At 58.9% G+C, this 24,214-nt stretch carries 28 protein-coding genes and 1 pseudogene; 6 read left to right on the top strand and 23 right to left on the bottom strand.

Annotated elements, in window-relative coordinates; genetic code table 11:
• The 11 genes from AD663_RS17515 to AD663_RS17475 form a co-directional block, all read right to left on the bottom strand.
• The gene (locus AD663_RS17515) at nt 1–2,946 is read right to left on the bottom strand and encodes a phage tail tape measure protein (RefSeq protein WP_053214248.1); all 2,946 of its coding nucleotides are present in this window, start codon (nt 2,944–2,946) and stop codon (nt 1–3) included.
• The gene (locus AD663_RS28490; protein WP_003183333.1) at nt 2,936–3,055 is read right to left on the bottom strand and encodes a GpE family phage tail protein; all 120 of its coding nucleotides are present in this window, start codon (nt 3,053–3,055) and stop codon (nt 2,936–2,938) included. Before AD663_RS28490 ends, AD663_RS17515 begins: the two co-directional genes overlap by 11 nt.
• An 8-nt stretch (nt 3,056–3,063) precedes the next feature.
• The gene (locus tag AD663_RS17510) at nt 3,064–3,393 is read right to left on the bottom strand and encodes a phage tail assembly protein (RefSeq protein WP_003199737.1); all 330 of its coding nucleotides are present in this window, start codon (nt 3,391–3,393) and stop codon (nt 3,064–3,066) included.
• 50 nt (nt 3,394–3,443) lie between these two features.
• Nucleotides 3,444–3,959, bottom strand: coding sequence for a phage major tail tube protein (locus AD663_RS17505; RefSeq protein WP_027912648.1), 516 nt, complete (start codon nt 3,957–3,959; stop codon nt 3,444–3,446).
• Nucleotides 3,960–4,016: 57 nt separating this feature from the next.
• Nucleotides 4,017–5,186 (bottom strand): phage tail sheath protein, encoded by a 1,170-nt coding sequence (locus tag AD663_RS17500; protein ID WP_053214247.1) that lies wholly within the window; start codon nt 5,184–5,186, stop codon nt 4,017–4,019.
• Between the two features lie 112 nt (nt 5,187–5,298).
• The gene (locus AD663_RS28485; RefSeq protein WP_083455166.1) at nt 5,299–5,703 is read right to left on the bottom strand and encodes a phage tail assembly chaperone; all 405 of its coding nucleotides are present in this window, start codon (nt 5,701–5,703) and stop codon (nt 5,299–5,301) included.
• A 10-nt stretch (nt 5,704–5,713) separates the two neighbouring features.
• Nucleotides 5,714–7,525 carry a phage tail protein gene (locus tag AD663_RS28935; protein WP_157062722.1) on the bottom strand — a complete coding sequence of 604 codons (1,812 nt, stop codon included), beginning with the start codon at nt 7,523–7,525 and terminating at the stop codon, nt 5,714–5,716.
• Entirely contained in the window at nt 7,522–8,139 is a 618-nt protein-coding gene (locus AD663_RS17490; protein ID WP_053214246.1) for a phage tail protein I, read from the bottom strand. Before AD663_RS17490 ends, AD663_RS28935 begins: the two co-directional genes overlap by 4 nt.
• Nucleotides 8,139–9,050: a baseplate J/gp47 family protein gene (locus AD663_RS17485; RefSeq protein WP_053214245.1), complete on the bottom strand. Its 912-nt coding sequence runs from the start codon at nt 9,048–9,050 to the stop codon at nt 8,139–8,141. Before AD663_RS17485 ends, AD663_RS17490 begins: the two co-directional genes overlap by 1 nt.
• Entirely contained in the window at nt 9,047–9,391 is a 345-nt protein-coding gene (locus AD663_RS17480; protein ID WP_053214244.1) for a GPW/gp25 family protein, read from the bottom strand. The genes AD663_RS17485 and AD663_RS17480 overlap by 4 nt, the downstream gene beginning before the upstream one ends.
• A complete protein-coding gene (locus AD663_RS17475) occupies nt 9,388–9,960 on the bottom strand; it encodes a phage baseplate assembly protein V (RefSeq protein WP_053214243.1) in 573 nt (190 codons plus the stop codon). The genes AD663_RS17480 and AD663_RS17475 overlap by 4 nt, the downstream gene beginning before the upstream one ends.
• A gap of 126 nt (nt 9,961–10,086) precedes the next feature.
• Between AD663_RS17475 and AD663_RS17470 the strand changes: the two genes are divergently transcribed.
• Nucleotides 10,087–10,773 carry a hypothetical protein gene (locus AD663_RS17470; protein WP_053214242.1) on the top strand — a complete coding sequence of 229 codons (687 nt, stop codon included), beginning with the start codon at nt 10,087–10,089 and terminating at the stop codon, nt 10,771–10,773.
• A 2-nt stretch (nt 10,774–10,775) separates the two neighbouring features.
• Here AD663_RS17470 and AD663_RS17465 read toward each other — a convergent pair whose 3' ends face one another.
• The 12 genes and pseudogenes from AD663_RS17465 to AD663_RS17415 form a co-directional block, all read right to left on the bottom strand.
• Nucleotides 10,776–11,237: a phage virion morphogenesis protein gene (locus tag AD663_RS17465; protein ID WP_053214301.1), complete on the bottom strand. Its 462-nt coding sequence runs from the start codon at nt 11,235–11,237 to the stop codon at nt 10,776–10,778.
• Entirely contained in the window at nt 11,234–11,710 is a 477-nt protein-coding gene (locus AD663_RS17460; RefSeq protein WP_053214241.1) for a phage tail protein, read from the bottom strand. Before AD663_RS17460 ends, AD663_RS17465 begins: the two co-directional genes overlap by 4 nt.
• Nucleotides 11,707–11,895, bottom strand: a pseudogene (gene lysC, locus AD663_RS29190) (Rz1-like lysis system protein LysC); the annotation flags it as partial. The gene AD663_RS17460 and the pseudogene lysC, both read right to left, overlap by 4 nt.
• A complete protein-coding gene (gene lysB / locus AD663_RS29375; RefSeq protein ID WP_053214240.1) occupies nt 11,807–12,250 on the bottom strand; it encodes an Rz-like lysis system protein LysB in 444 nt (147 codons plus the stop codon). The pseudogene lysC and the gene lysB, both read right to left, overlap by 89 nt.
• Nucleotides 12,247–12,453: a hypothetical protein gene (locus AD663_RS17450; protein ID WP_003199762.1), complete on the bottom strand. Its 207-nt coding sequence runs from the start codon at nt 12,451–12,453 to the stop codon at nt 12,247–12,249. The genes lysB and AD663_RS17450 overlap by 4 nt, the downstream gene beginning before the upstream one ends.
• Nucleotides 12,450–13,292: an N-acetylmuramidase family protein gene (locus tag AD663_RS17445; RefSeq protein ID WP_053214239.1), complete on the bottom strand. Its 843-nt coding sequence runs from the start codon at nt 13,290–13,292 to the stop codon at nt 12,450–12,452. Before AD663_RS17445 ends, AD663_RS17450 begins: the two co-directional genes overlap by 4 nt.
• Nucleotides 13,289–13,612: a phage holin, lambda family gene (locus AD663_RS17440; protein WP_172436079.1), complete on the bottom strand. Its 324-nt coding sequence runs from the start codon at nt 13,610–13,612 to the stop codon at nt 13,289–13,291. Before AD663_RS17440 ends, AD663_RS17445 begins: the two co-directional genes overlap by 4 nt.
• 45 nt (nt 13,613–13,657) lie before the next feature.
• Nucleotides 13,658–13,870 carry a tail protein X gene (locus AD663_RS17435; RefSeq protein WP_003199765.1) on the bottom strand — a complete coding sequence of 71 codons (213 nt, stop codon included), beginning with the start codon at nt 13,868–13,870 and terminating at the stop codon, nt 13,658–13,660.
• Entirely contained in the window at nt 13,870–14,331 is a 462-nt protein-coding gene (locus AD663_RS17430; RefSeq protein ID WP_053214238.1) for a head completion/stabilization protein, read from the bottom strand. The genes AD663_RS17435 and AD663_RS17430 overlap by 1 nt, the downstream gene beginning before the upstream one ends.
• A gap of 104 nt (nt 14,332–14,435) precedes the next feature.
• Complete coding sequence (locus AD663_RS17425) at nt 14,436–15,134, bottom strand: terminase endonuclease subunit (RefSeq protein WP_053214237.1); 699 nt, start codon at nt 15,132–15,134, stop codon at nt 14,436–14,438.
• Nucleotides 15,135–15,144: 10 nt separating this feature from the next.
• Nucleotides 15,145–16,152, bottom strand: a complete 1,008-nt coding sequence (locus tag AD663_RS17420) for a phage major capsid protein, P2 family (RefSeq protein WP_039011055.1) — start codon at nt 16,150–16,152, stop codon at nt 15,145–15,147.
• Nucleotides 16,153–16,194: 42 nt separating this feature from the next.
• Nucleotides 16,195–17,025 carry a GPO family capsid scaffolding protein gene (locus tag AD663_RS17415; RefSeq protein WP_053214236.1) on the bottom strand — a complete coding sequence of 277 codons (831 nt, stop codon included), beginning with the start codon at nt 17,023–17,025 and terminating at the stop codon, nt 16,195–16,197.
• A 167-nt stretch (nt 17,026–17,192) separates the two neighbouring features.
• On the opposite strand from AD663_RS17415, the gene AD663_RS17410 reads away from it, so the two are divergent.
• The 5 genes from AD663_RS17410 (at nt 17,193) to umuC (ending at nt 23,884) form a co-directional block, all read left to right on the top strand.
• Complete coding sequence (locus tag AD663_RS17410) at nt 17,193–18,953, top strand: terminase ATPase subunit family protein (RefSeq protein WP_053214300.1); 1,761 nt, start codon at nt 17,193–17,195, stop codon at nt 18,951–18,953.
• Nucleotides 18,950–19,984 carry a phage portal protein gene (locus AD663_RS17405; RefSeq protein ID WP_053214235.1) on the top strand — a complete coding sequence of 345 codons (1,035 nt, stop codon included), beginning with the start codon at nt 18,950–18,952 and terminating at the stop codon, nt 19,982–19,984. Before AD663_RS17410 ends, AD663_RS17405 begins: the two co-directional genes overlap by 4 nt.
• Before the next feature lie 24 nt (nt 19,985–20,008).
• The gene (locus tag AD663_RS17400; RefSeq protein WP_157062721.1) at nt 20,009–21,940 is read left to right on the top strand and encodes an AAA family ATPase; all 1,932 of its coding nucleotides are present in this window, start codon (nt 20,009–20,011) and stop codon (nt 21,938–21,940) included.
• Nucleotides 21,941–22,188: 248 nt separating this feature from the next.
• Nucleotides 22,189–22,614, top strand: a complete 426-nt coding sequence (locus AD663_RS17395; RefSeq protein ID WP_053214233.1) for a LexA family transcriptional regulator — start codon at nt 22,189–22,191, stop codon at nt 22,612–22,614.
• Nucleotides 22,607–23,884 carry a translesion error-prone DNA polymerase V subunit UmuC gene (gene umuC / locus AD663_RS17390; RefSeq protein ID WP_053214232.1) on the top strand — a complete coding sequence of 426 codons (1,278 nt, stop codon included), beginning with the start codon at nt 22,607–22,609 and terminating at the stop codon, nt 23,882–23,884. The genes AD663_RS17395 and umuC overlap by 8 nt, the downstream gene beginning before the upstream one ends.
• Nucleotides 23,885–24,214 lie beyond the last annotated feature (330 nt).

Raw genomic sequence — 24,214 nt, 5'->3', positions numbered from 1 at the left:
TTACTCCAGATCTGACAATTTGCTGCGCTGGCGGGCGGCCTTCGCGCTGGCGATGCGCGCCAGCTCGGCCCGCACGGCGCGGCTGATCGCCTGGGCGTCCATGCCTGGCGTGGTGTGGATGTTGATTTCGTAGGTATCGTGGCTGTCATGAACCGGCGCCGGGGCAGGGCTGATGGGCGCACGATCATCGATCGACAACGAAGAGGCAGCGGCAGCCCCTACCGGAAATTGCGGCAACGACATGGCGGCCAGCGGCATGGCGGTTGCGCCGAGGGCCAGTGTGCCGGCTGCCGTGAGTTGTTTGCTCAGGCTGGTCATGGCGCTCAGCGGCCCGTTTTGACTGCCCTCAAGCCCCTGGGCCAGGCCAGCCATGGTGAAGCCGCCCAGCTCTGCGAACACACGGGAGGGGCTGTGGATGTCGAGTTTTTCCTTGAACCAACCAATCACCGCATCGCCTGCCCCTGTGATGGCCTCCTTGGCTACGGTCAGGCTGTTGGTGATGCCATTTGCCAGGCCTTGAATCATCTGCGTACCCAGTTCAGCGAACTGTGCAGGCAGGCCTAACAAAAGGCTGAGCATATTGCCGATGACAGCGCCGAAACGTTCGCCCATTGACTGAGCGGCGCCGCCGACGTCCTCGACGGGTGCAAGTAGCTGGCCGAACCAGGTGATCAAGCTGCTGACGCCATCTGATATCAGACTAAACAGCGGGCGTGCGATGCTGCCTAGAAGTTCCATGGCCGCGCCGACACCTGGCAGCGTAATGACGGCCTGGCCCAGGTTCAGCAGCGATTGGCCGAGCCCGGCGAAACTATCGAGTACCGGTTGCAAGGCCCCGACCAGGCCTTGCCAGAAGCCGAGGAAGAAGCCCTTGATCGGGTTCCAATATTTGTAGACCAGCACGCCAGCAGCAACCAGGGCAGCGATGGCCGCCAGCAGCCAGCCGATAGGCGTCGCCATGATGGCGGTACCGACCGCACTGATCGCGCCGCCGAGCATCGGCAGCACGCTGGCGGCAGCCAGGCGGGCGCTGCTAACGAAAGCGGGTAACGCACTGAGCAAACCACCAGCCGAGCGAATTGCTACCAGGGAACGCCAGACTTTCCCAAGTCTGCCGATGTTGGCACCGGCGCCTGCGGCTGCGGTGCGCGTGCCAATCAACTGGGCCTTAACAATGCCCAGGCGAATGCCAAACATGCCCATGCCGTATCGCACCATCGCGAATGGGCCGAGAAGGCTCGCCATCGTCAATGCCAGCCCACCAAACACGAAGGCCAGGCCGGCCACAGCAGCAACGACCTTGACTAGGCCGCCGGCCAATCGTGGGTTCTCCCGAGCCCAGGCACCGATGCTGTTGGCAACCTCCCCTAGCGTGCTGATGATCTGTTTCAGTTCGGGCGCAACAGCGGCGCCAAACTCGGCCAGGGCGTTGGTGAAGCTGCCCTCTGCGGCCTCCATGACGTTGGTGAGAGTGGCGAGTTGTTCGTTGACCCGCTTGCGCAGGTCGGCTTGGTTTTGCAGCTTCTGTTGTACTTCCCGATAACCCGCGATCCCCTTGTTCATCATGGTGTTCAAGGTGGTCATGGTTTCGGAGTCGTCCCCGAACAGCAGTTTGATCGTAGACGTGCGGTCCTCGTCGTTCAGGGACTTCAGTTTTTCAACCTGGGCGAACAGGTTATCCAGCCCTGCGAAGTTGCCTTTGTCGTCGGTGAACTTGAAGCGGATGTTTTTGCCTTCCAGCTCCATGATCTTGTTGACGTCCTTGACCCCGTCCTTGTCCAGGCCGGCCTGGAAGATCTTCCGGTAGGCGTTACCGGCCGCGCCGCCTTCCATGCCGGCCTGGTCCATCATGATCAGCAACGGGGCCAGCTCGGCAGCAGCGTCGATGCCCGACTTCTTGATGGTGTCCATGACCGGTGCGATCTTGCTGAAACCCTGGAGCATGTTGGTCGGGTCTACGCCGGAGTAGAACCCACGCTGGATGATGTCCATCAGCCCCATCATGTCCTTTTCGGACGTTCGGGTGGCGTCTTGCATCTTCGCGGCAAATTCAGCCGCGGCTGTTACGGGCATCTGCAACTGAACGCCCAGGTACGCGGCCGCTTCGCCGGTGCCGCCGAGAATGCTCTTGGCGCTGAGGCCTTGGCGCCGCAGCATGGTCATCATTTCTTGAAAGTCGGCCGTGGTACCAGGTAGGCGGTCGCCCAGCTTGGTCGCCAGGTCGGTGATTTTCTGGAAGTCTTCAGACACCTTGCCGGTGTCGTCCATCATCGAAACCTTGAGTTGCGTGGCCGAGTCTTCGTTCGGCGCAAAGGCACCGATGGCTTTAGCCACCGGCCGACTCGCGGCATATCCCACACCCAGGCCGGCGGCGCCGTTCATAGCCATGTTGCCGGTGAGGTTCTGGGTTTTCTCCAGCTTGGCGCGCTCGATGGCAAGACGCTTTTGCTGAGCATTCAACGCAACCAGGCGTTTGCCCTGTTCGCTGATGCTGGCGTTGGTGGCGCTGATTTGCTCGCGCAGCTGGCGTTCGTGACTGCTGAGGTTCTTGGTGCTGATGCCGGCGCCTTGCAGTTTGCTGCGCAGCACCTGGAGCTGTTCGCCCTGTTGTTGATGTTGTTCCTTGAGCTTCTGCGCTTCGCGAACGGCTGCCCGAAAGTCCTTGGTCATTGCCTTGGTCGGCGCACCGGTGGCAGCGAACTGCTGGGACAGCGCCCGTACTTTATCGCGGGCAGCGACAAGGGCTTGTTCGGTTTGCTCGGCGGCAGCGCGCTGGGTGCGCCAGGCGCTGACGTCCTTCTGCTGGGTGTTGAGTTCCTTGAGGCGGTCGCGGGCTTCCTTGAGGGCGCGGGCGGCACCGATGCTGCCGTTGTTGATGGCCTTCAGGGGGCCGCTCGCCTTGTCGATGGCGTTGAGCAACACCTGAAGTTTTAAGTCATTCGCCATCGGTGGAACTCCGCACCCGGGCGCGCTCGCGCCACTCCATCAGTTCTTGCAGGCCCAGCTGGTCCATGTCAGCTGGTGCCCAATGGAAAACCACGGCCAAGTCGGCCATGGCGTCTTCTACGCAACGAGGGACGCGTCCGTCTTCACCGACTTCTGCAACAAAAAACCGGAGATCTTGCTGCCACAGGCGAGCAGGTCGGCCGGGTCCATGCTGGCGACTTCCGGCGCGGTGATACCTGGTGCACTGATGCGCGGCAGGATCTTGATGAGGGTAGCGACGTCCATATTCAGCAGGTCCACCAGTTGCACACCGCGCAGCTCGCCGGATTGCGGTTTGCGCAGGGTGATGCTGTCGATGACGGTCTTGCCACGGTTGATCGGGGTGTCCAGGGTGACGGTGTTGTCGTCAACCGGCGGCAGGCTTTCGAGGGTTTCTTCAGGTTTCATACGGGGCTCCAGATTGCATTGTTAACCGCCCTGGGGCAGGGCGAGAGTGGTCAGATGCCGAGGGCTTTGCGCTGCTCTGCCAGCATGTCCACGCCATTGACGATTTCGATGAAATTGAGCAGGTCGATTTCGATGATTTCTTCGTTATCGACGATCAGTTTGTAGTAGGTGCAGGTGGTGGTGATGCTGTGTTCGGTGTCTTCGCCCGGCTGCGCGTCACCCATTTCGATGGTCTCGTGGCGGCCGCGCATGACGACCTCCACGGCACTGACCTCCTCGGTGTCGTCCTGTTGGAACGCGCCGGTAAAGCGCAAGGCGATACCCGAGGCATTGACGGCGCCGAACTGTTTGAGGGCGATAAGATCCAGGCCGCCGGTTTTCCATTCGAACTGGATCCCGTCGTCCGAGAAGCCCATGTCGGCCTTGACCGGGCCGTTCATGCCGCCGCCACGATAGGCTTCCATCTTGCGACCGAGCGGCGGCAAGGTGACGGATTTGACTACGCCGAGGTAGCTGTTGGCATCGTTGAAAAGGTTGAGGTTCTTGAGCTTGCTGGGCATAGCCATGGTGGTGTTCTCCGTTGCGCTGACGCGGGGACAGCTCCCCTTGCGGGGAGGCCCTGGTTAGCTGTTGATCTTGCTGGCGAAGTCGATCAGGTAGCGGTCGGTGATGCGTTGCCGCAGCGTGAGGTCTTCCAGCGGTGGCACCGGCGTGTAGTCGTAGTCCAAGAACAGCTTGCCGGCCTTGAGCGTGTCCTTATCGTTGGCATCTTCCGGATACCAGCACTTGCCGCCGATCAGGTAGCCCGCCGCGATCATTTCGCGGAACTTCGCGTTGACCCCTTCGATGATGTCGCGCACCAGGGAGGCATGCAGTGGCTTGTCCACAGCCCACATGTGCGCCTCGGCCATGGTGTCGGCCAGGATCTGCGCGGTACGGGTGTAGTTTTCGAAGGCGAACAGCGGGTCTTCGCTGGTGGTGCGGCTGCCCCAGAAGCGAAAGCCGCCTTCATTGATGAGTGTGGTGACCTCGTTGCTGTTGAGGTAGTTGGCGTCCGTGGCGGGGTTTTGCAGATCCCAGAACACGTCGGCGCTGATGCCGGTGACGCCGTTGACCGCGACGTTGGACAGCGTTTTGTGCCAGCCCACGTCCTGATCGATCTTGGCGCGCAGGCCCAAAGCCCGGGCCACGGCCGAGGCGGTGACGGTCGCGTTGGTAACGGTGCTCCAGTTCTGGAATTCCGGCCAGATGACCATGGCTTCGCGAGCACCGAAGTTGTCACGGTAGGCGACCACCTCTTCCTTGGTTTTACAGCCCCAGGCGCTGACGTAAGCGAAGCCGCGCAACTGCTGCGCGATGGTGACTAGGGCGGTGGCAACCGGCAGGCTGTCGAGGCCTGGCACACCGAGAATGCGCGGTACCATGCCAACGCGAGCCTTGGCGGCGAGCAGGGCTTTCATGCCGGTGTATTTGCCCTCGGCCGTGGTGGTGCCGATCAGGGCGCTGGTGGTTTCTGCCTCGGTGGCACCTTCCTTCACCCGCACGACGATGGTGTAGGGCTTGGTCTGGTCGGCGATGGCCTGAAGACTCTTCGCCAGGGTGCCCGTGGTGCCAGCTTTGCCGATGGCGGTTTGGACGTTGGTCAGCAGTACCGGTGTGTCGAATGGGAAAGCGGTGGCATCAGCGTCGTCGGCCGTGCAGACCATGCCGATAACAGCGGTGGGGATGGTGCGAATGGGGCGGGTGCCGTCGTTGAGTTCGATGACCCGCACGCCGTGAAGATAATCGGCCATGGGTTTGCCTGCGCAGTGATTGGGATGACAGTGCACAGGCTGCCGCGCGCGCGCCGGTTGGGCGAGCGCGGCGGGTTGTAGGGGAGGGTGCTACAGGAAAAGGGACATGGCCTTATTGGTTCTGCTCAGCGATCCATGACGGCGCGACTGGTCGAAACTCAACGCTCGGAAAATCTCCCGTTTGGGGCCAATCTCGAAGCGCCTGGCGATAGGTGAGCAGTTCGGAAAATTGCTCTGATGTCAGGGTCGGCGGACGCCCTAAATCCTGTTCATCACGATGGCGAGTGACCAGCCATTCAGTCCCTTGCAGCTCGAAGTTGCGCCATACCCGCTCAGAATCAAACTGCTCAGGCGTTGGGCCTGCTTGCGGCGGGGTGAACGTACCGTCTTCAACAATCCATCCTAGCCCGACTTCCGAAGGGCAGGATTGCCAAATCAGATCAGGATGAAAGCGATCTGCAGGATCAATGTCGGTGATTTCGGTCACCGTCCCACTTTCAATTCTTGCCCAGAACATTTGATTCCCCTTAACACGTGATGAAGACGCAGCCATCGGCGCCTGCCTGCGAGCGGGTTCCGACGCGGCCGCCCCCACCCATTCCAGGCTGCGTAAGCAGAGTAGTATCCACGGCTGCGAAAATGCTCTCGCCGCCACCGCCCGCGCCGCCGTTGGCGCCAGTACCTGCCGAGTTGCGCACTGGTGGGTTACCAGAACCCAGCATGCCGTTGAAGTCCCCCCCAGAGCCGTAACCACCACCCGCCCCACCAGTTATCAGCCCGCCCGCGCCACCAGTCGCCGAGCAGTGAGGGCCGAATGAAGATGTGCCGCCCGGATTTCCCATGGTGTTGGCCGCCGACACTGAAGCCCCTCCTGCACCAACGGTGATCGTTATGACGGTACCAGGCGTTACAGGTACCAACCGTGTACTGAACCCACCGGCCCCTCCACCACCAGCCCCCGTTTCCAAGGACCCAAAGGCACCACTCCCGCCCCCGCCGCGCACCTCGACAAATACCTTCCAAACATTCGCCGGCACCGTCCATTGAAAGACGCCGGCAGCGTTGTACAAGAACTTGGTGCGATAGGGCAGATGAAGGCTCTGAGCTATTTCATTCCATACCGGCACTTCCCCGGCGGTTACCTTGTGACCGATATAGGCCCGCGTTGGACCGTTTGCTGTGCTGTTGATGATCGCCAGGAAAGTCTTGTACCCAGGAAGAACATAGCCTCCCGCTACAACCACCGTCATGGAGGTCCCGCCGGAAACGCTAGTTTCCGGTGGCCCGCCGATTGACGCTTCTGGATGCCCTTTCGTGAACGCTCGGTAAAGGCCTGGTTTGATGTCGGCCGAAAAATCGGTGATCAGCGGAATCTTCGCGGCATCGGCGCCAAGGCCAAACTGAGCCATGATGGCGCGTACCGCTGCCGACGTAGCGATCTGGGTGCTGTTATCTGTCCCTGCCACCGTCGGCGCCGTAGGTGTGCCAATCAGGGCGGGAGAATTGAGCGGCGCAAATCCTTGCGTCACGTTCTGAAATGTCAGCGCAGTGGTGCCCACGTTGATCGAGCCGTCTGTGACCAGTTGCCAGCGGGTGTCGGCCAGCGTGGCGCCTTGCTCGACTGACAAAATCATTGCTGACGTCACTTCGGCGTTACTGTCAGCATCCGGAGCGCGCTGCCATGCCGCGCTGCCAGCGACGTAGATACCATTGTCCTTGGCGGCGGTCTGGTTCTTCACCAAAACCCGGTCCCCTGCCAGCAACGTTACGCCATCCACGATCTGCAACCCTGTCAATGCGATGTTCGCCATGGTGGCTACGCGTACCGATTGCTTGCTGTCGAGCTTGTACAGTTCCTCAAGGATTTTGGAATCGACGTACTGACGTGTCGCCAAAACAACTGAGGGATCGATCTTCAATTCCACGTTCGCCGTGTTGCTGACGATCAGGTTCATCCGCACAACTTGTGTGCGCCCTGAGCCTTGGCTCAATAACGGCTTGAAGCTCGGTGCGCAGTTAGCCACCGCGACCATGTCACCGTCGGCGTCATACAGACTGACCTCACGAATCCACCAGCCACCGACGTTCTCAGGGATGACCTGCTCGGCGATGATGATGTTTGGGTTAGCTGGGTCAACTTTCAGCTGGTTCAGCGGGGCGCGTCGGCGCTCGTTGATTAAGTGCGTCTGTTGCTCGTTGGGGATCGGGTCTGTGCCATTGGCATCGCCGACGGCCATCTGCGCGAAAGTCCAGGGAATGCCCAGGGCGTCCGCATTGGCCTGCTTAGCCTTGCCGATGGCGGTGAGAATGGCGAAAAACTGGGTGTTTTGGTCTGTCATGGGTAGATGTCCATGGTGTCGATCTGGTGTTCACGGCCGCCCTGGAGGATGTAGCCCGTGACCTCGATGTCTCGCTGTGTGGGTGGGTAGATATCAATCTCGTCGCCTTCGGTGATGCAGGCGCCGATATGTACTGATCCGGTGGTTTCCAGGCTGATGGCGAGTCCTGTGAGGTGGCGTGTCAGGGGCTTGGCATCGTCGATCAGCCAGGTGAGTTCCTGGTACATCTCTTCGGTGATACCGGTGTCCAGTACGCCGACCTTGAGCCTGAAGGTGGCCCGAGGGCCGACCGGAACGGTCTGCCACCATTCGATGATTTCAATCAGGTAGCCGAGCGGTTCAACAACGCGGCGTAGTGAGCCGATGGTGCCCTTGCGCGAATGGATGTAGTACGCACTGCGGATGGCGGCGCGCTTGGCTGCTTCGGTCCACTTGCTGTCCCAGCGATCCACGGAGAAGGCCCAGGCCAGGTAGGGCAAAAGGGGCAGTGGGCAAAGGTCGGGGTTGTACAGCGTGCGCAACGGAATCGGTACACGCTGGATCTGGGCCAGCGCCTGCGCCGCTTGACGCTCCAACGGTGTCGAGTTGCTTGGGAGCAGGGGCGCGTCGGTCATCATTCAACTCCCAACGCCAAGTCGATGGCCGTGCAGTACGGCGCCTGGTACTTGGTGGCAACGATGTCCGCCCAGTTCTCCAGCACGACCTTGCGCACGCCCTCAACGTGCAGCGAGGCGTGGATAATCGATTCCGAAACCTCCAAGCCCAGGCGGCGCCGTTGGTGCACGAAAGCCAGCAACTGCGCATTGGCCGCCGCGAGAATCAACTCGCTCTCAGGGCCGAACGTCGAAAGAAACAGCTTGGCCTTGACCTGGTAGTTGATGACCTGCGCGCTTTGCACGGTGAGCCGATCCGCGACAGGGCGGCGGTCGTCGTCGCTGAGGTAGGCATTGACCTTTGCCAGCAGCGCGGGTGAGGCGGTGCCGTCACCCAGGATCGATTGCACCGTCACCACCGCCTCGGCCGGGGCGGGACTCTCGGCAGTGGCGTCGGCAACCAGGCCGTCAGCAGAGCGCGCATGAAAGATGTAGCTGTTGCGCGGGCCGGCGGTGCTGAGGCCTTCCCATGCCATTTGAGCCCGCTCCCGCAGGCTGTCATCGCTTTCCATCAGCAACGGGACCGGCGGCACGGCCGAGGGCTTGGCGGCCTGGATGACCAGGCGCTTGACGTTGAAGTTGCCGGCCAGGTTCTCCAGGTCGCTGCCCTTGGCGAGGGCCAACATGTTGGCGACGGACGCCTCATTGACGCGCTGGCGCCACACTGTCTCGCGGTAGGCGTTCTCCTGGAGCAGTTTGGTCAGGGGCTCAGATTCCAGCTCAAGCCGTGCAGCGATCTCGGCTTGTTCCTCGACCGGCCAGAGGCCGATGGCGTATGCCTTGCGCTCGGCGAGGATCTGCTCGTAATCGACCTGTTCAACGACCTCGGGCGCGGGGAGCTGGCCCAGGTCAATCGCGACGAATGAGTTCATGCGCTACCCCCCAAGTTCAGAGGCACGCTCAGGCTCAGCGGCTCGTTGCTATCGACGATGCTGCCCTCGATATCCAACGAGGATTGACCTTGCAGCGTGGCGCCCTGGAACTGCACGCGGCTCAGGCTGATACGCGGCTCCCAGCGCATCAGCGCCATGACGGTGGCTGCGTACACCTGCAAACGGGTGATGTCATTGAAAGGGTGGTCCACTAGCTCGGGCAACAAACTGCCGTATTCGCGCCGCATGACCCGGGTACCAATGCGCGTGCTGAGGATGTCGCTCATGGATTGGGCGATGCTCTCCACGGTGCTGATGGCGGCGCCGGTGTGTCGATTCATTCCGGTTTCCCCGTCTTGCCGCTGCCAGGCATGACGCTGCCGTGCGGGTGCTTCACCAGGCTGATGCCGGCCGCCACCACGTCTACCGAGACGGTGACCTTACCGGTGACGTTCTGGTTGCCGGTCTGGGTGTAATCGCCCTGGTGCGTGATGTTGCCGACGATGTTGATGCCGCCGGTGCTGACCAGGTTGGTGGTGCCGCCGTCTGTGAGCGTGGCGTTGAGGTGGTGGGCGACGCTGTCGTACTCAATCACCGTGCCGTCGCGGTAGGTGATGCGGTGTAGGCCTTCGCGGTCCCCGTTGGGGGGAATCTGGTCACTGAAAAGGCCGGTCAGGGCGACACCGTTGCCGAGTTGGCCCGAGGGGCTGAACAGCAGAACTTGTTCGTTGACTGTCGGAGGGTTCCATTCCCGGTCGGCACCTGCCCGCAGCGCGATCCACGGCAGCCAGGCAGTGGTCAGGGTTCCGGTTTTGACCTGCACACGCGGGGGCTGCATCTGGACGGCAGCGATGGTGCCGAAGCGGATGAGGTTTTCGATCAGGCGGGCGAGGGTGGCTAAGTCGTTCATGGCGCCTATGGTGGCGCCACGCGTGCGTGAGTGCATTACCACCACTTTGTAGATCCCACCTTTACAGGTCTGGATCGCTTTATACTGCTCGTGTAACAGCCAGCCCTCTCAAAGGAAAATGAAATCGTGGGGAAGAAAATTTCTACCGTGGCGAAAGACACAGCGAACAAACTGCCAATCACAGACTATGTGGAAGCATTATTAGACGTCCTGACTGATAATGAAGTGGCAAAAGAAGTTCCTGTGGTTTCTACAGCTTTGGCAATGTTTAGGGGATATAAGCACTACAGGGAGGAAAAATTTCGAGAAAAGGTCCGGGAGTTTGTGTCAGCTGCGGGAAACTTTACACAAGAAGAACTAGAAGCGTTTTCTGTAGTGCTAGAGGCTGAAGGGAAAAGCGAACAGTTCATAAACGAGCTTCTTGAAATCATAGAGCGTGCAGACTCCGAGCAAAAGTCCAAAATTTTTGGCGGTGTATTTCGTCGGCTTGTTAAATCGGAAATCAGCTATTTGCAATTTCAGGATCAGATTGTATTTACGAAAAACATGGTGTTGACAGATATAGTCAATTTTGTCCATGGGTATCATAATGGTGCCGTTTTGGATGGTGGTCTCGGTGATGTCCTTTTCATGCAGAAAATGGCAAGGCGGGATATTGAAGTTGTATCCAGAACTTCAAATATGCTTGAGCAGGAAACAGAGCATCGAATAAAAACCACTTATACTCTTACAGGTGTTGGTACTTGCTACCTAACAACCCTGCATCAGGTCTTTGAGGACCGAATAGACCCTAATCATCTTTATAAAAAATAATTTCATAATTCTAAGAAGTGGGTGAGCAACCCGTCCTTGATCATATCAAGTTCGGAATCGGTGAACCCCAAGACTTCTCGTTGCGCGTATTTCACATCGGGTGCCCCGCGTTCAGCTCGATCTTTTAGGCCGTACTGGTGCACCCGGGCAATGCGGGCAATTCGTCCCGTGAACCCAACGCTTATAGCATTTCCATCACCTTGAACCTTCAAAAAGCTCGCCGTGCGCAGCTTTTGAAACATCTGCACCTTTCGCTTCACTCGGCCTTTCTTCCCCCGTAGGTTGCGTTGCTTTCGCGGCGCGTACTTACTCCCGTCCGGGTTGCGCTGGGCGATGATCCGCTGCTGCTGGCTGCGCCGCAGGGCCTGGCCGATGCTGCGGGCGAGTTTGTTGCGTGATGCCGGTTCTATTTGCCCCAGAAGACCGGCCGCCCAGTCCTCCAGCGTTTCCAATCGGTTGGTCACTTCGGCACGACCCATTCACTGCCGGTGCCTTGGGCACCAGGTATCCACGCCGGGTCAAGGAATGCGGCCACCTGCTTAGGTTCGCCAGGATGGTGGATGGTGGTATTGCCGTCGGCGTCTTTCCCGACAACCACACGCTCGGTTAGCGGCAGTGTCAGGCTCAGGTCCACCTTGCTGTTGTCCAGAATGTCGGCTTCGAACTGGATGCCCTCGGCGGACTTGTTCAGGTTCTCCAGCAGCTCGGACTGGTTCACGCTCAGCCAGCCCAGCAACGGCAACATCACACCGTCTGGGTGACCGGCGTAGTCGGTGAGGATGACCTGTAAATCAAAGCTGTATTCGAACGATAGGGAGGCAGCCGCGGTGCAGCGGATTTTACCGTTGTCGATGAAGATCAGCAGCCGGTCGGGGTTGTGCTTGAGTTCTGCCACGGTCGCCAGCAGGTGGGCGCGCAGGCTTTCGGGTTTGTTCATGGGGCCTCCTGTTGATGGTTGAACACCATGTCTACCTGGCCGGCGCATTCAGCCCATGCAGCTTCGACGCGGTCCTGGTCGGTGAGCTGATCGCCGTTATTGAGTGGGCTTGTCGCCGGCAGGGTGCAGGGCACCACGGCCGGACAACCACTGACGATAAGCGTCGGCGCCGGTGAGGGCGGGGCGCTCGCGCAGCCGGCGAGCAAGCTCAGGCAAAGGCTGGTCAGCCCAGTTGCGAAGGTCTTCGTTTTCACGTTTCAGCGCCTCGATGGTTTGCTCGCGCTTTGCCAGGCCCTGGCGCAGTTGATTCTGCTGGGTCCGCAGGGCAGCCTGGGCAATGCGCTCGTCGTTCAGGGTGTTTTGCAGGGTGCTGAGATTGGCGCGCAGCCTGTCAGCTTCAGCGCGTGCGGTTTTGGTGTCCTTCTCCGCCAGCTCGGTGTTCTTCTCGGCTACGGTGAGGCGCTGTTCCTGGCCCCAGATCAGCAGAGCCAGGGTGCCCAGCAGGGCGATGCCGTACAGCGCCTGGCGCAGGGTGCTCATGCGCGGTACCACCCCAGTTTGTTCATGCCGCCGACGTCCAACAGCTCTACCGGACCTCGCACGATGACTACCCGACAACCGGGTGTCATGTAGGCCAGGGCTTCGCACAGCAGCTCCATATCGGCTTGCTCAGTATTTTCCGGCACCACCAACAGGTTGCCGTCTTGGACGTCCAGTTTGCGCACCGCCTCCAGATCGATCATGCCGCCACCGCCTGGCCGCAACCGCACTCAGTGTGCCGTTCATAGGCCCGCTGGAGCTTGATGTCGTACAGGTTCCTCTGGTAGTCCAGGCCGTTGTAGAGCTTGGCGAATTCGGCCCATTTACGGCCTTTCAACGCCTTGTGCAGTACCGGGTCGGTCTGGATGAAACGCACGAAGGCGGCGAACTGTTGAGACTCGCCTGCGCTCATGTCCTCGACGAACGCTTGTACGCTGGCATAGCCCAGGCGCTGCCAGTGAAAGCCCATGATCTGGAACGCGCCCCAGGAGGCGGATTCCAGCGCGGCGGTGTCATCGATTAGGCGCGCATGGCTCAGGCGCTGATGCTCAGCAGTGCCGCCGGCATAGCCGCCGGACTTCGGGTTGACGATGGCGGGATTGGCGGCGGCCAGTTGGTCGGCGTGGCGCTTGAGTTCGTCGGGCTTGTCGCCTTCGTGGCGCGGCGTGGCGAGCTGGCGGTACATGATGTGCCGCTCGAACAGAATCACCGGCTTGCCATTCGCCAAGAAGCCCTTGCCCTTCGATTCAACCTCGTTGACGGCATAGACGCTTGCCAGTGGTACGTCGAGGATCTGCGCGGCCTGCACCAGGTCTTCGTTTCTCAACAGGAGCTGACAGTCACCGCCGGCCAGGCTGGCCTGGGTCTTTTCGCCGGCAACGCCATCGGCGACCAAGCCGACTTTCAACTGATACGCCCGCACGGCGGCCTCGGTGGAATCGCCATAGTCGCCATCCACCACCAGCACGGCGCCGTGGTCGTTCAGGTCTTTTTGCAGGATGCGCACCGCCTGGGAGCGGTCGCCGTGGCGAAGCGTCGTCATAGCTGTTCTACCTTGCGAGTGAAAAACTTCTTGGCTGCGGCGCGAGTCCCCTCGACTCCAAGCAAACCGATTACCCCACCGAAGAACGGTGCGGTTGAGACGGGGATGCCGAGCAGCGCCAGGCCATGACTGGCGGCCAGTGCCAGGGCACCGCAAAGGGGGGCCTCGACGGCCATCCGCCGCAAGGTGCCGCCGCCATACATGATCCGTAGCGCTGCGATGGTCAGACCCAGGATCCCCGCATAAAGGGCAGGCCAGTTTTGTTCGAGCCAGGCGGCGAGCCAGGCCCAGGTGTCGGGACGTTCAGGCATGCGCTTCATTCCGTAGTCCAGGGTTGGTGGGTTCGTGGGCTCGTTGCAGGTTGATCAGTCCCATAGGTTCACCATCTGCCGCTGTGGCGCAGCCGTCTGGGCTTCGGGCATCTGCACGGCCAAGCCTTGGGGAAGGATCGGCCCGTAGTCGGCCAGGCCGGGGTTGGCTTCGAGTACCGCTTCGGTTACGCCAGCGGTGCGGCCGTAGTGACGCCAGCACAACGCGTCAACGGTGTCGTTTTGAAAGGCGCGGACAGTGACGGGCATCAGATCAACTCCACGGTAGTGCGGTTGATGCCGAGGAAGTCACGTACAGCCCAGCGCAAGTCCCGGCGGTAGTCGTCAATGTTCGGCGTGAGATCTTCGGCGTTCTGGTTGCCGCTGTTGGTGCTGTCGTAGGAGCGGTAGCGCTCACACACTTCGGCGCCGGTTGCGGCTTCGATGGCGCGGCGGTAGAGGTGCACCAGGACAGATACGTCGTTGATTTTTTCGCCGGGAACGTCTGCCAGTTCGGCATGGCCTGCGGCCTGCTGGATGGCGCGCCATCCGCTCAGCTCGCGGTTGACGCTGATGGCGGCGGCTACGGCGGCGGTTTCCAAACGTGGCGCGGTGACGCTGGCATCGATCCGCAGGGTGGCTCGCAGCTCGTCGAGATCAATCGAGGGCCAGAAGGCGTCGGTGTTGATATGGCCGCTGGCGACGGGGCCGCTGGCTACGAATCCGCTCATGGAACAGCACTCAGAAATAGGTCGCCGGTGGTCGGGGCTTCACGTTCAGGAGGAGCGGTCTGCCCGATCCGCCCCGAGCCGGCGGGGTGCGTGGGGACGCTCGGTTAGCCGGCAGGGCCGGCAAGTTTGTTGAGCAGGCGTTCGGCCCGCTCCAGGTCTTTCTTGCCACCGCAGGCGTCATGCAGGGCGATGGCTTTTTTCAGTAGATCCACACCGGCCTGAAGCTGGCCGGGTTGTCCTGGGGCCTCTTCGGTGATGCCTTCCAGCGTGGCGCGGCCCATGGCGAGAAACAGCTTGGCGCGGGCCTGGTCGGGCATGTCTTCGGCGTCGGTGAGTTCGGCGGTGCGGTGCAGGATTGCCAGGTCGAACGGTTCGCCAACCTTCTGAGCCTTGAACGCTGCCGTCGCGACTTCCTCGGCGACCAGGCAGCCCAAGGTGCGGGCGAAGCGGTCAGGCATGACCATCTTGTGTTCCAGCACGTAGGTCGCGATGTCGAGCCCACCGGTGAAGTCTCCGGCATCGAAGCGCCAGACCATGACGGTGGTCAATACCTCGTCCTGCGCGCCCTGGCCGCCTTCCAGCACACCTTGCACATAGGATTCATAGCTCGGCAGCAACTGGCGCTTGAGTTCGGCCTTGCCCTGGTTGGACTGGACCTGTTTCAGGCGCAGTCGGTCTTGCAGCAGCTGGTTGAGCTGGTGTTCGTAGGCTGTAGCGCCGACCATGGTTTGGGTGGGTTCGGTCGCTGCCGCCTCAATGGCGGCAGTGACACGTTCAAAGTGGCGGCGGCAGGGGTTGGTCATGATGGCCGCCTCAGTTCAAGGTGATGTTTTCGGCCATGGCCGCGCAGCCCAGGTCTTCGATGACGTAGCTTTCGTTCACCGATTCGTAGTTCTCGATGCGGTCGCGCTTGGCGTTGTCGACGACGGTGCGGCGGCGGGTACCTTCCTGCCAGTACAGCGACAGGTTATCCAGGCGGGTCACCAGCAGGCCGTTGGCCGGGAAGTGCGGCACGCGTACCGCTGGCAGGTTGCCGAGCCGTTTTTGACTGGTGACGATGTCGGCCGCCAGCATTTCGGTCGGCGCCTGGACCTTGTTGATGATCGGGAAGTACTTGTCGGCCAGCAGTTGGCGACCGCAGATGACCACCAGTTCGGTGTCCTCCTGATACCAAGGCTCGATGAACTCGTTGACCATGCTGACGACCAGGGCGTCGATGTTTTCGAAGTCCTTGCCGGCGCCGATTTCGATTTTGCCGCTGCCGGCCACCACCTCATCCAGAACCCGGGCAGGGTTCTCCAGGCGCATCTTCTGAAGCCAGCCGATGTTGACGTCCTGCAACAGCGGGTTGGTGACCGGGTTGGATGTCGCGGCGCGGCTGATGCCGTTCCAGCCAATCATGATCCGGTTGAGGGCCTGGGCTTTGATGATGGCGTCGCGGATGCGTGCTTGGAAGTCCTTAAACTTGGCCCACTGGTCCAGCTTCTGATAGCGCAGACCGGTATCGAAGTTGGTTTGGGTGCAGGTGTACCCACGGTCGTCCAGGCCGCTCGGGTCACGGGGCTCGCGATCTTTGACGGTGGTGTCGGTGGTGCTGGCAATGGTGCCATCGATGCCGATGCCAATCTTTTCACCCGATTGTTCCTGGACGCCATAGACGTTGATGGCGCTGAGGAAGGTGCTGGATTCCTGAATGCGGGTTTCCAACGTCTGGGCGACGCTTGGGTTCGCGGTGAATTTAGTGGTGACGTCAGTCACCCCATGCAGTTGCGCCAGTTGTTGCAGGTAGGCGTTGAACAGTACTCGGGTGTCGTTACGCATGTTGATCGTCCTTCATGATTCGGGCTGTGGTTGGGCTGACTGTCAGCAGTCGGTCACGACCAAGTCATTGCCGCCGGTTACAGGCGGGCGCGTTTTCTGGCTGTGGTCCTGGGTGGTAGAGAGCTTGTTTTTCAGCTCCGTGAGTTCCGTGCTGACTTGGTCGAGCTGGGTTTTCAGCCCCGCCGAGAATTTCTTTTCGGCGGCCAGTTGGTCGGGTAGATCCTTGACGTGTTCGGCGATGGCTTCGACGGCTTCGCCGATCTGGGCGAACTCGGTATCGTCCTTGGCCTGCTTGCCGGTCAGCAGCGCTTGCACCTTGTTGAACAACTGGGCGCCGATGCTGGGCTTCTCTTCGATTTCCTCGAACTTCAACTCGGTTTCCACCGCCTCGGTAAACATCGACGTTGCCGAGTAGTGGCGATCCTTGAAGGGGCTGGCGTCCGGTTTCTGGGCTGAGAACGCCAGGACGTCGGTGCCCAGGCTGGCGGGCGAGTCAGTGACCGCCAGGCCGACGATGTAGGCTTCGCCGGTGTCGGCAAAGCTGTCGTCGATTTCGATGGAGGTGTAAATCTTCTGTTTCGCCTTGTTCATGGCGATCAGCTCAGGGGTGGGCTCAACCTGGGCGAACAGGGCCAGTTTTTTCTGGCCGTTGATGTCCACCTCTTCGGTTTTTATTGCCAGGACATCGCCGTAGGCCTTGAACGGGCTATCGGGCAACAGGCTGCGGAAATGCTCCAGCCAAATACGGGCGCCGTAGGTGGACGGGTTGAAGTTCTTGGCGGCCTGTTCCAGCCAGCTGCGTTTGATGGTGCGCTTGTCCGAAGTAGCGCCCTCGACGGCGACGCGGAACCAGTTGCTGCGAAACTTCTTCATGCCGGGAATCCTCAGTGCGTGGGGCGCCTGCTGGGTTGAGCAGTGCGTTGCAATGAGGGGCATGGTCGTCACGGGCGCGAGCGGCGGCAACGAGGCGGGACTGTAGGCGGGGAGGGTACAAGGGGCAGCGCTATTGAGTCGTCGCCATGGGCGGCAGCATCTCGGCCATGACGACGACCTGCCTGCTGCCTATCGATCCACGACGCCAATCCAAGTTCCTGTACTGGATGGGTTGGCGCATCTGCGAGATTGCCGAGGCTACGGGCGAAAAGGAAAAAACGCTACACAGCTGGAAGGCCCGCGACGAGTGGGACCGGGCCGACAATGTTGAACGCATCGGCGGCGCCCTGGAAGCGCGCTTGGTGCAGTTGATCCTCAAGGACAACAAGACCGGCGGCGATTTCAAGGAGATCGATCTGCTGCATCGCCAGCTTGAGCGCCAGGCCCGCATTCAGCGCTTCCAGGACGGTGGTACCGAAACCGACCTCAACCCGAACCTCGCCAAGCGCAACGAGGGGCCGAAGAAAAAGTCACCGAAGAACGACGTCAGCGAAGACCAGATCGAGCTGCTGCGCGAGGCGTTCATCGACGGCTGTTTCGACTACCAAAAAGACTGGTACCGGGCGGGCAACCAGCGCACCCGCGTCATCCTCAAGAGTCGGCAGATCGGCGCCACGTACTACTTCGCCCGTGAGGCGTTTATCGACGCCCTGGACACCGGTCGCAACCAGATTTTCCTGTCAGCTTCGAAGAACCAGGCCTACCTGTTCCGTGGCTACATCCAGGCCTTCGCCCGGGAAGTCATCGGCGTCGAGCTTACCGGTGACCCGATTGTGCTGCCCAACGGCGCCGAGCTGTTTTTCCTCGGGACCAACGCCCGCACCGCCCAGGGCTATCACGGCAATTTCTACTTCGACGAATTCTTCTGGACGTTCAAGTTCGAGGAGTTGAACAAGGTCGCCTCGGGCATGGCGATGCACAAGAAGTGGCGCAAAACCTATTTCTCCACGCCGTCGAGCATGGCCCACGAGGCCTACACCTTCTGGACGGGCGAACGCTTCAACAAGGGCAAACCCGCCGCGCAGCACACCAAGGTGGATGTGTCCCACGGCGCACTCCAGCAGGGTCGGTTCTGCGAGGACCGGCTATGGCGCCAGATTGTTACGATCCTCGACGCCGAGCGGGGCGGGTGCGATCTGTTCGACATCGAAGAGTTGCGCCGGGAGTACAGCCCCGAGGCCTTCGCCAACCTGCTGATGTGCGAGTTTGTCGATGACGGCGCGAGCATCTTCCCGCTGTCGGTGTTGCAGTCTTGCATGGTCGATAGCTGGGTGGAGTGGGCCGAGGACTACAAACCGTTCGCCATGCGGCCGTTCGGCGACCGTCAGGTATGGGTTGGCTATGACCCGGCCGAGACGGGCGATTGTTCCGGCCTGGTGGTGGTTGCGCCGCCCCTGGTGCCCGGCGGCAAATTTCGCGTGCTCGAGCGCCACCAGTTTCGTGGCATGGACTTCGCCGCCCAGGCCGCCGCCATCAAGGGTGTGTGCGACCGCTACTGGGTTACCTACATCGGCATCGACGTCACCGGCCTGGGCAGTGGCGTGGCCCAGCTGGTGCGCCAGTTTTTCCCGGCCGTGACCACCTTCAGCTACTCGCCCGAGGTGAAAACCCGCTTGGTGCTGAAGGCCTACGACGTGATCCACAAGGGCCGGCTGGAGTTCGACGCCGGCTGGACCGACATGGCCCAGTCGCTTATGGCGATTCGCAAAACCATCACCGCAGGCGGTCGCCAGTTCACCTACACCGCCGGCCGCAACGACAACACCGGCCATGCCGACCTGGCCTGGGCGCTCTTCCACGCATTGCAGAACGAACCGCTCGAAGGGCAGACCGCTGCCAATACCGGGCGAATGGAGATTTTCACATGACCGAACAACTCGCCAGCCAAGAGCTACTGCCGGCCACCATTGACGCCGCCAGTGCGGGTACCCAGGTGTTCAGCTTCGGGGAGCCGACGCCGGTGCTGGGTGGTGGGGAGGTGTTCGATTATCTGGAGTGCTGGTTCAACGGGCGGTGGTATGAGCCGCCGTTGTCGCTTAACGGCTTGGCCCGGTCGGTGGGAGCGAGCGTGCATTTGCATTCGGGGTTGATGTTCAAGCGCAACCTGTTGAGCAAGACGTTTATCCCTCATCCGATGCTGTCCCGGGCGGCTTTTGAGCAGTTCGCTTTGGATTTTCTGTGTCTGGGCAATGGGTACTTGGAGAAGCGCCGTTCGGTGCTGGGTACCACCAGGCAACTGGTGCCGTCGTTGGCGAAGTACATGCGGGTTGGGCCGGAGGGACAGTTTTACCAGGTGCAGGGCTGGAAGAACGAGCACGCGTTTGAGCCGGGGAGCATCTTCCACCTGCGCGAGGCGGATTTGCACCAGGAGATTTATGGGCTGCCGGAGTGGATCAGTGCGTTGCAGTCGGCGCTGTTGAATGAGTCGGCGACGCTGTTTCGGCGCAAATATTACGAGAATGGGAGTCATGCCGGTTTCATCCTGTACATGACCGACGCGGCCCAAACCGAGGCGGACATCGATGCATTGCGCAAGGCATTGAAGGATTCGAAGGGGCCGGGGAATTTTCGAAACCTGTTTGTCTACTCGCCCACGGGCAAGAAGGACGGGATCCAGCTAATCCCTGTCAGCGAGGTAGCGGCCAAAGACGAATTCAACTCGATCAAAAATCAGACCCGTGATGATGTGTTAGCCAGCCTAAGGATTCCCCCTCAGCTAATGGGAATTGTCCCGCAAAACGCCGGCGGTTTTGGGTCCATTCGAGATGCAACCGAAGTATGGGTAGTAAACGAACTGGAGCCAATTCAGACACGGATGCAACAAATAAATGCTTGGTTCGGAGATGAGGTGATTCGATTTGAATCGTATGCTAAAGGCGAGGGGCGTTCCGATAGCTAATTTGTGCAAAGCGGCTAGTATATAGTGGGTGCTCTGTTATCGTTTATTTTAGAGGCTTTGGGGATGCTAAGACTTAAGACTGTCCAATGGTATAAAGGCTTTTGTCTATCCGAAGAGTTTGGATTCACGGACTCCCTGGTGGTTTTAACTGGCAGGAATGGAGTCGGAAAAACTCGATTTTTTGAAAGTATTAAGGGGTTGCATACTGAGGTGGGGTTTGATGGGAAAATCTTGGGTGCGGCTGATATTGTACTGGTCAAGCAGCCAGAGTTGATAGGTGATATTAAAGAAGGTGGAGCTCCCTCCGATATCGAATCAAACTTAACAAACGCCATAGGTTGGTTTTTTAAGGATAAATCCCTGTTTGCTGAGCCCTTTAATAAAGACGATCATCAGCGCAATAATGCTTGGATTACGCGCTATAGTGCTGAGCAGTTGCATGCTGTTTTTGCATATATTTCCGATAAGGCAAATAAGTCAGTTCGCGAACTCAGTGCAGATGATATTCGGCTGTATTTTGTTGATCCGATTAGTTTGTTTGGCGGCTTTTCGATTGCTAATATTTCAAATGTTTATATTAAAAAAAGATGGCATAATCAGTATTGCATGTGGCGGAAGACGGTGTTGGGGCATAACATAGATTATGTGCCTTTGGAGAAATTTGAAGCTGTTTTTGGTAAAGAGCCTTGGGTTTTGTTTAATGAGGTTCTTGGCGAGGTTTTTGATGGGAAGTTTCTAATCACTGTTCCTGAAGGTGATTTAGAGGAAGAGTATAAAGCTGAATTTAAGCATTCCTCTTCAGAGGAAATTCTCCTCACTGAAGAGCTTTCGTCAGGAGAGAAAACCCTACTTTGGTTAACGGTGATGCTGTTCAATGTCCAGTATCGCGAGTCTCCTCAAATGAGCTGCCCTAAATTGTTGCTGCTTGATGAGCCCGATGCTTTCCTTCATCCGAAAATGGTATTAAAGCTATACAAGATATTGGAGATATTCGCCAAAAATTTTGACACAGTTGTTATGTTGATTACTCACTCTCCAACTACCGTAGCATTGTCTCCATATGATCCGTATGTTGTAAGTGATACGAAGCTTACACGCATTAATAAGGATGAGGCTATTTCCGAGTTGCTGGATGGCGTAACGCAAATTGCGCTCAATCCAGAAAATCAACGTGAAGTTTTTGTAGAAAGTCAAAGCGATGCAAATGTCTATCGACTGGTTTTTGATCGGGTCAGAAGTAATTTCAAGAATATCGATCCTAAAATCTCCTTGTCGTTTTTACCATCAGGGCCAAAAATGCCGCCGCAGCTTTTGCGTGATAAGTTAGGACAGCATTTTAAAGGTTTGTCTGTCGACGATGTAGAGTCGTTCATACTCTCAGTTAATGGCGTTGGAAGTTGTAGTCAAGTGGTCGGTATGGTGGATTCTCTTATGGCAAAAGGGAATCGTACCGTTAAGGGTGTGATCGATTGGGATCTCAGAAATAACCCTCGTCCTGGAGTTGTAGTAATGGGGCATAACTATGCTTATACCCTTGAAAATGTGATGTTGAATCCGGTTTTTGTTATTTATGAGCTGCATCAGTTGAAGCCAGATAAATACACAATTGAAGCGTTCTGCGGTAAAGATGTGGCGGTGCAGGAGTGGCTAAAAGATGAATTATTGCTGCAAAACTCTATAGATAAATTTGTTTGCTTCGTGTTAGGCGAAGAGAGCGCAAGGGATGAAGTTTTGAGGTATATTTCTGGGATGGTGCTTAAGACTGATAAAAGATATATGCGGTTTAATGGTCACGACTTGAAATTGGCCGTTCTGAGGAAGTATCCAGAGTTAAATTGTCATAATCAAAAGGAAGGAGATTTTTTACAGGAAATGGCAAGGGTCATGGTTATAAATTTGGGCTGGTCTTTCGTGCCAGAGTGCTTCGAATCCACTTTTGTTCAGCTTCAGAAGTAGCTCATAAAGAGTTCGGTTCACGCAAGTTGTCAGGGCGATGTTGTACTGATTGCTTGGTACTGCATCGAAAACGCTGATTAGCGGGAGCTGTCGCCTAGCTCCTCCACAAACACCGCTATCCCCTTGTACTGCACGAATCTCCCGCACCTGGGTCGTCCCGCCTGTCAGATTTTTCCTATACAAAATTGACCGGCAACCTTGTACAAAGTTAACTGTATGTTCGTACAGTATTTCGGACGTCGTGCGTCATGACCTTTTCAATTCTTGGCTCTATTGCTACGGGGGGCTTGAAGCTGCCCTTGTGTTCGTTTCGAGTGCCCGCCGGGTTTCCGTCTCCGGCGGCGGACCACATCGAAGCGCACATCTCATTGGATGAGGTTCTGAACATTCGCGCCCCGCACGTTTACCTAGTCTCAATCGCTGGGGAGAGCATGCAAGGCGCCGGTATTTTTGAAGGCGACCTCGCGGTGGTGGACCGCGCTTTGGAGCCTGCGCACGGTCACATCGTCGTAGCGCTGCTGAACAACGAGCCCGTATGCAAGCGGCTTTGCATTCGCGGCAGGGAGGTGATTCTCCTTTCGGAGAACCCAAAGTATCCACCGAGGTACGTGCTTGAGGGCGACGAGCTGGTGATCTGGGGCGTCATTACATGCAGCGTGCGCAGCCATGTCTAACCCCCAGCCAGTTTTCGCCCTGATCGACTGCAACAGCTTCTACGCCAGTTGCGAGCGCGTGTTTCGACCCGACCTGGCCCGCGTGCCCATCGTGGTACTGAGCAACAACGACGGCTGCGTGATCGCCCGCAGCTACGACGCCAAACCCTATGTGAAGATGGGCGAGCCGTATTTCCAGATAAAGCACAAGCTGCATAAGCACGGCATCGTCCCGTTCTCGTCGAATTACGCGCTCTATGGCGACATGAGTGAGCGGGTCATGACGCTCATTGAATCGATGGTGCCCGCTGTCGAGGTCTACAGCATTGACGAAGCCTTTGCCGACATGACCGGCATTGATGGCCGGGATGCGCTTGGCAGGAAGATCCGCAGCCAGGTGCTTCGCTGCACAGGCATCCCGGTTGGGGTGGGGATCGGCCACACCAAAACCCTGGCAAAGCTGGCAAACCACACCGCCAAACGGCTCCAGGTGGAGACCGGCGGTGTGGTCGATATCTGCGATCCGTTCAAGCGTGACTGGGTTCTGCGTAACACCGACGTGTCCGAGGTCTGGGGCGTCGGTCGCAAGATGAAACTTCACCTGGACGCCATGGGCATCAAGACCGCAATGGACTTGGCGAAGGCCGACCCGTGGACGCTACGCAAGAAGTTCAGCGTGGTGATCGAGAAGACTGCCCGGGAGTTGGCCGGCACGCCGTGCCTGGAGCTGGACGAGCCGGACCCACCGAAACAGGAAATCTGCTGTAGTCGGATGTTCGGGAAGCGGCTCACGGACCTGGCACCCATCAAGGAAGCGGTGGCTAACTACATGATGCGGGCTTCGGAAAAGCTCAGGGCGCAGCAGTCGCTGTGCAAGAAGATCCGCGTCAGCATCCGCACCGGCATGTTCAACCCGGAGGAGGCGAAGTACGCCAATGGTGTGCTGATCGACATGCCATACCCCACTGATGATGTGCGGCTGCTGACCAAGGCAGCAGTGGACGCGCTCGACCGCGTGTTCCGGCCAGGCTTCAAGTACAGCAAGGCTGAGGTGATGTTGATGAGCCTGTGTCAGCAGGGGGAGTACACCGACGACCTGTTTGCCACCTCCCAACCAGCCGACACCACGAAGTTGATGGCGGTACTGGACCAGATCAACGGGCGATGGGGTAGAGGGACACTCCGATCAGCTAGCGTGCCCGTCAACCCTGACTGGGGTATGCGTCGAGAGATGATGAGCCAGAGCTACACGACCAGGCTGGACCAGCTGTGGCAGGTGTCCTGTCGATGACCTGCTGACCCATGAGCCGCCCGCCGAGGCGGCTTTTTTCGCCTCCAAAAAATCGCACCGAAATGGGGCGCTATCGGCGGGCAGTGGCGTGCTTCAAACCTGGCGCGCGCCGTCGTCCCCCCACCTCGCCTGCGGGCTAAATAGGTCTTTTTTTCTGCGCTTCTGCGCCGTCACCCAAGTCAAGCCAGCCGAGGGGGAGCGGAGCGTATCCGGGTTATGGAATACCTGCGGAACCCTGCGAAGGTGAGGGGCTTTTCGCAACTCTCACACGCACGCCCTGGTGGCCAAATTCAGTTGGTGCCTCGGGAAAAGGGTTAGGTTTTTTTTAAG

Source organism: Pseudomonas sp. Q12-87, from assembly GCF_001269755.1.
Taxonomy (GTDB): domain Bacteria; phylum Pseudomonadota; class Gammaproteobacteria; order Pseudomonadales; family Pseudomonadaceae; genus Aquipseudomonas; species Aquipseudomonas fluorescens_S.
This window is presented reverse-complemented; position numbering and strand designations above follow the sequence as displayed.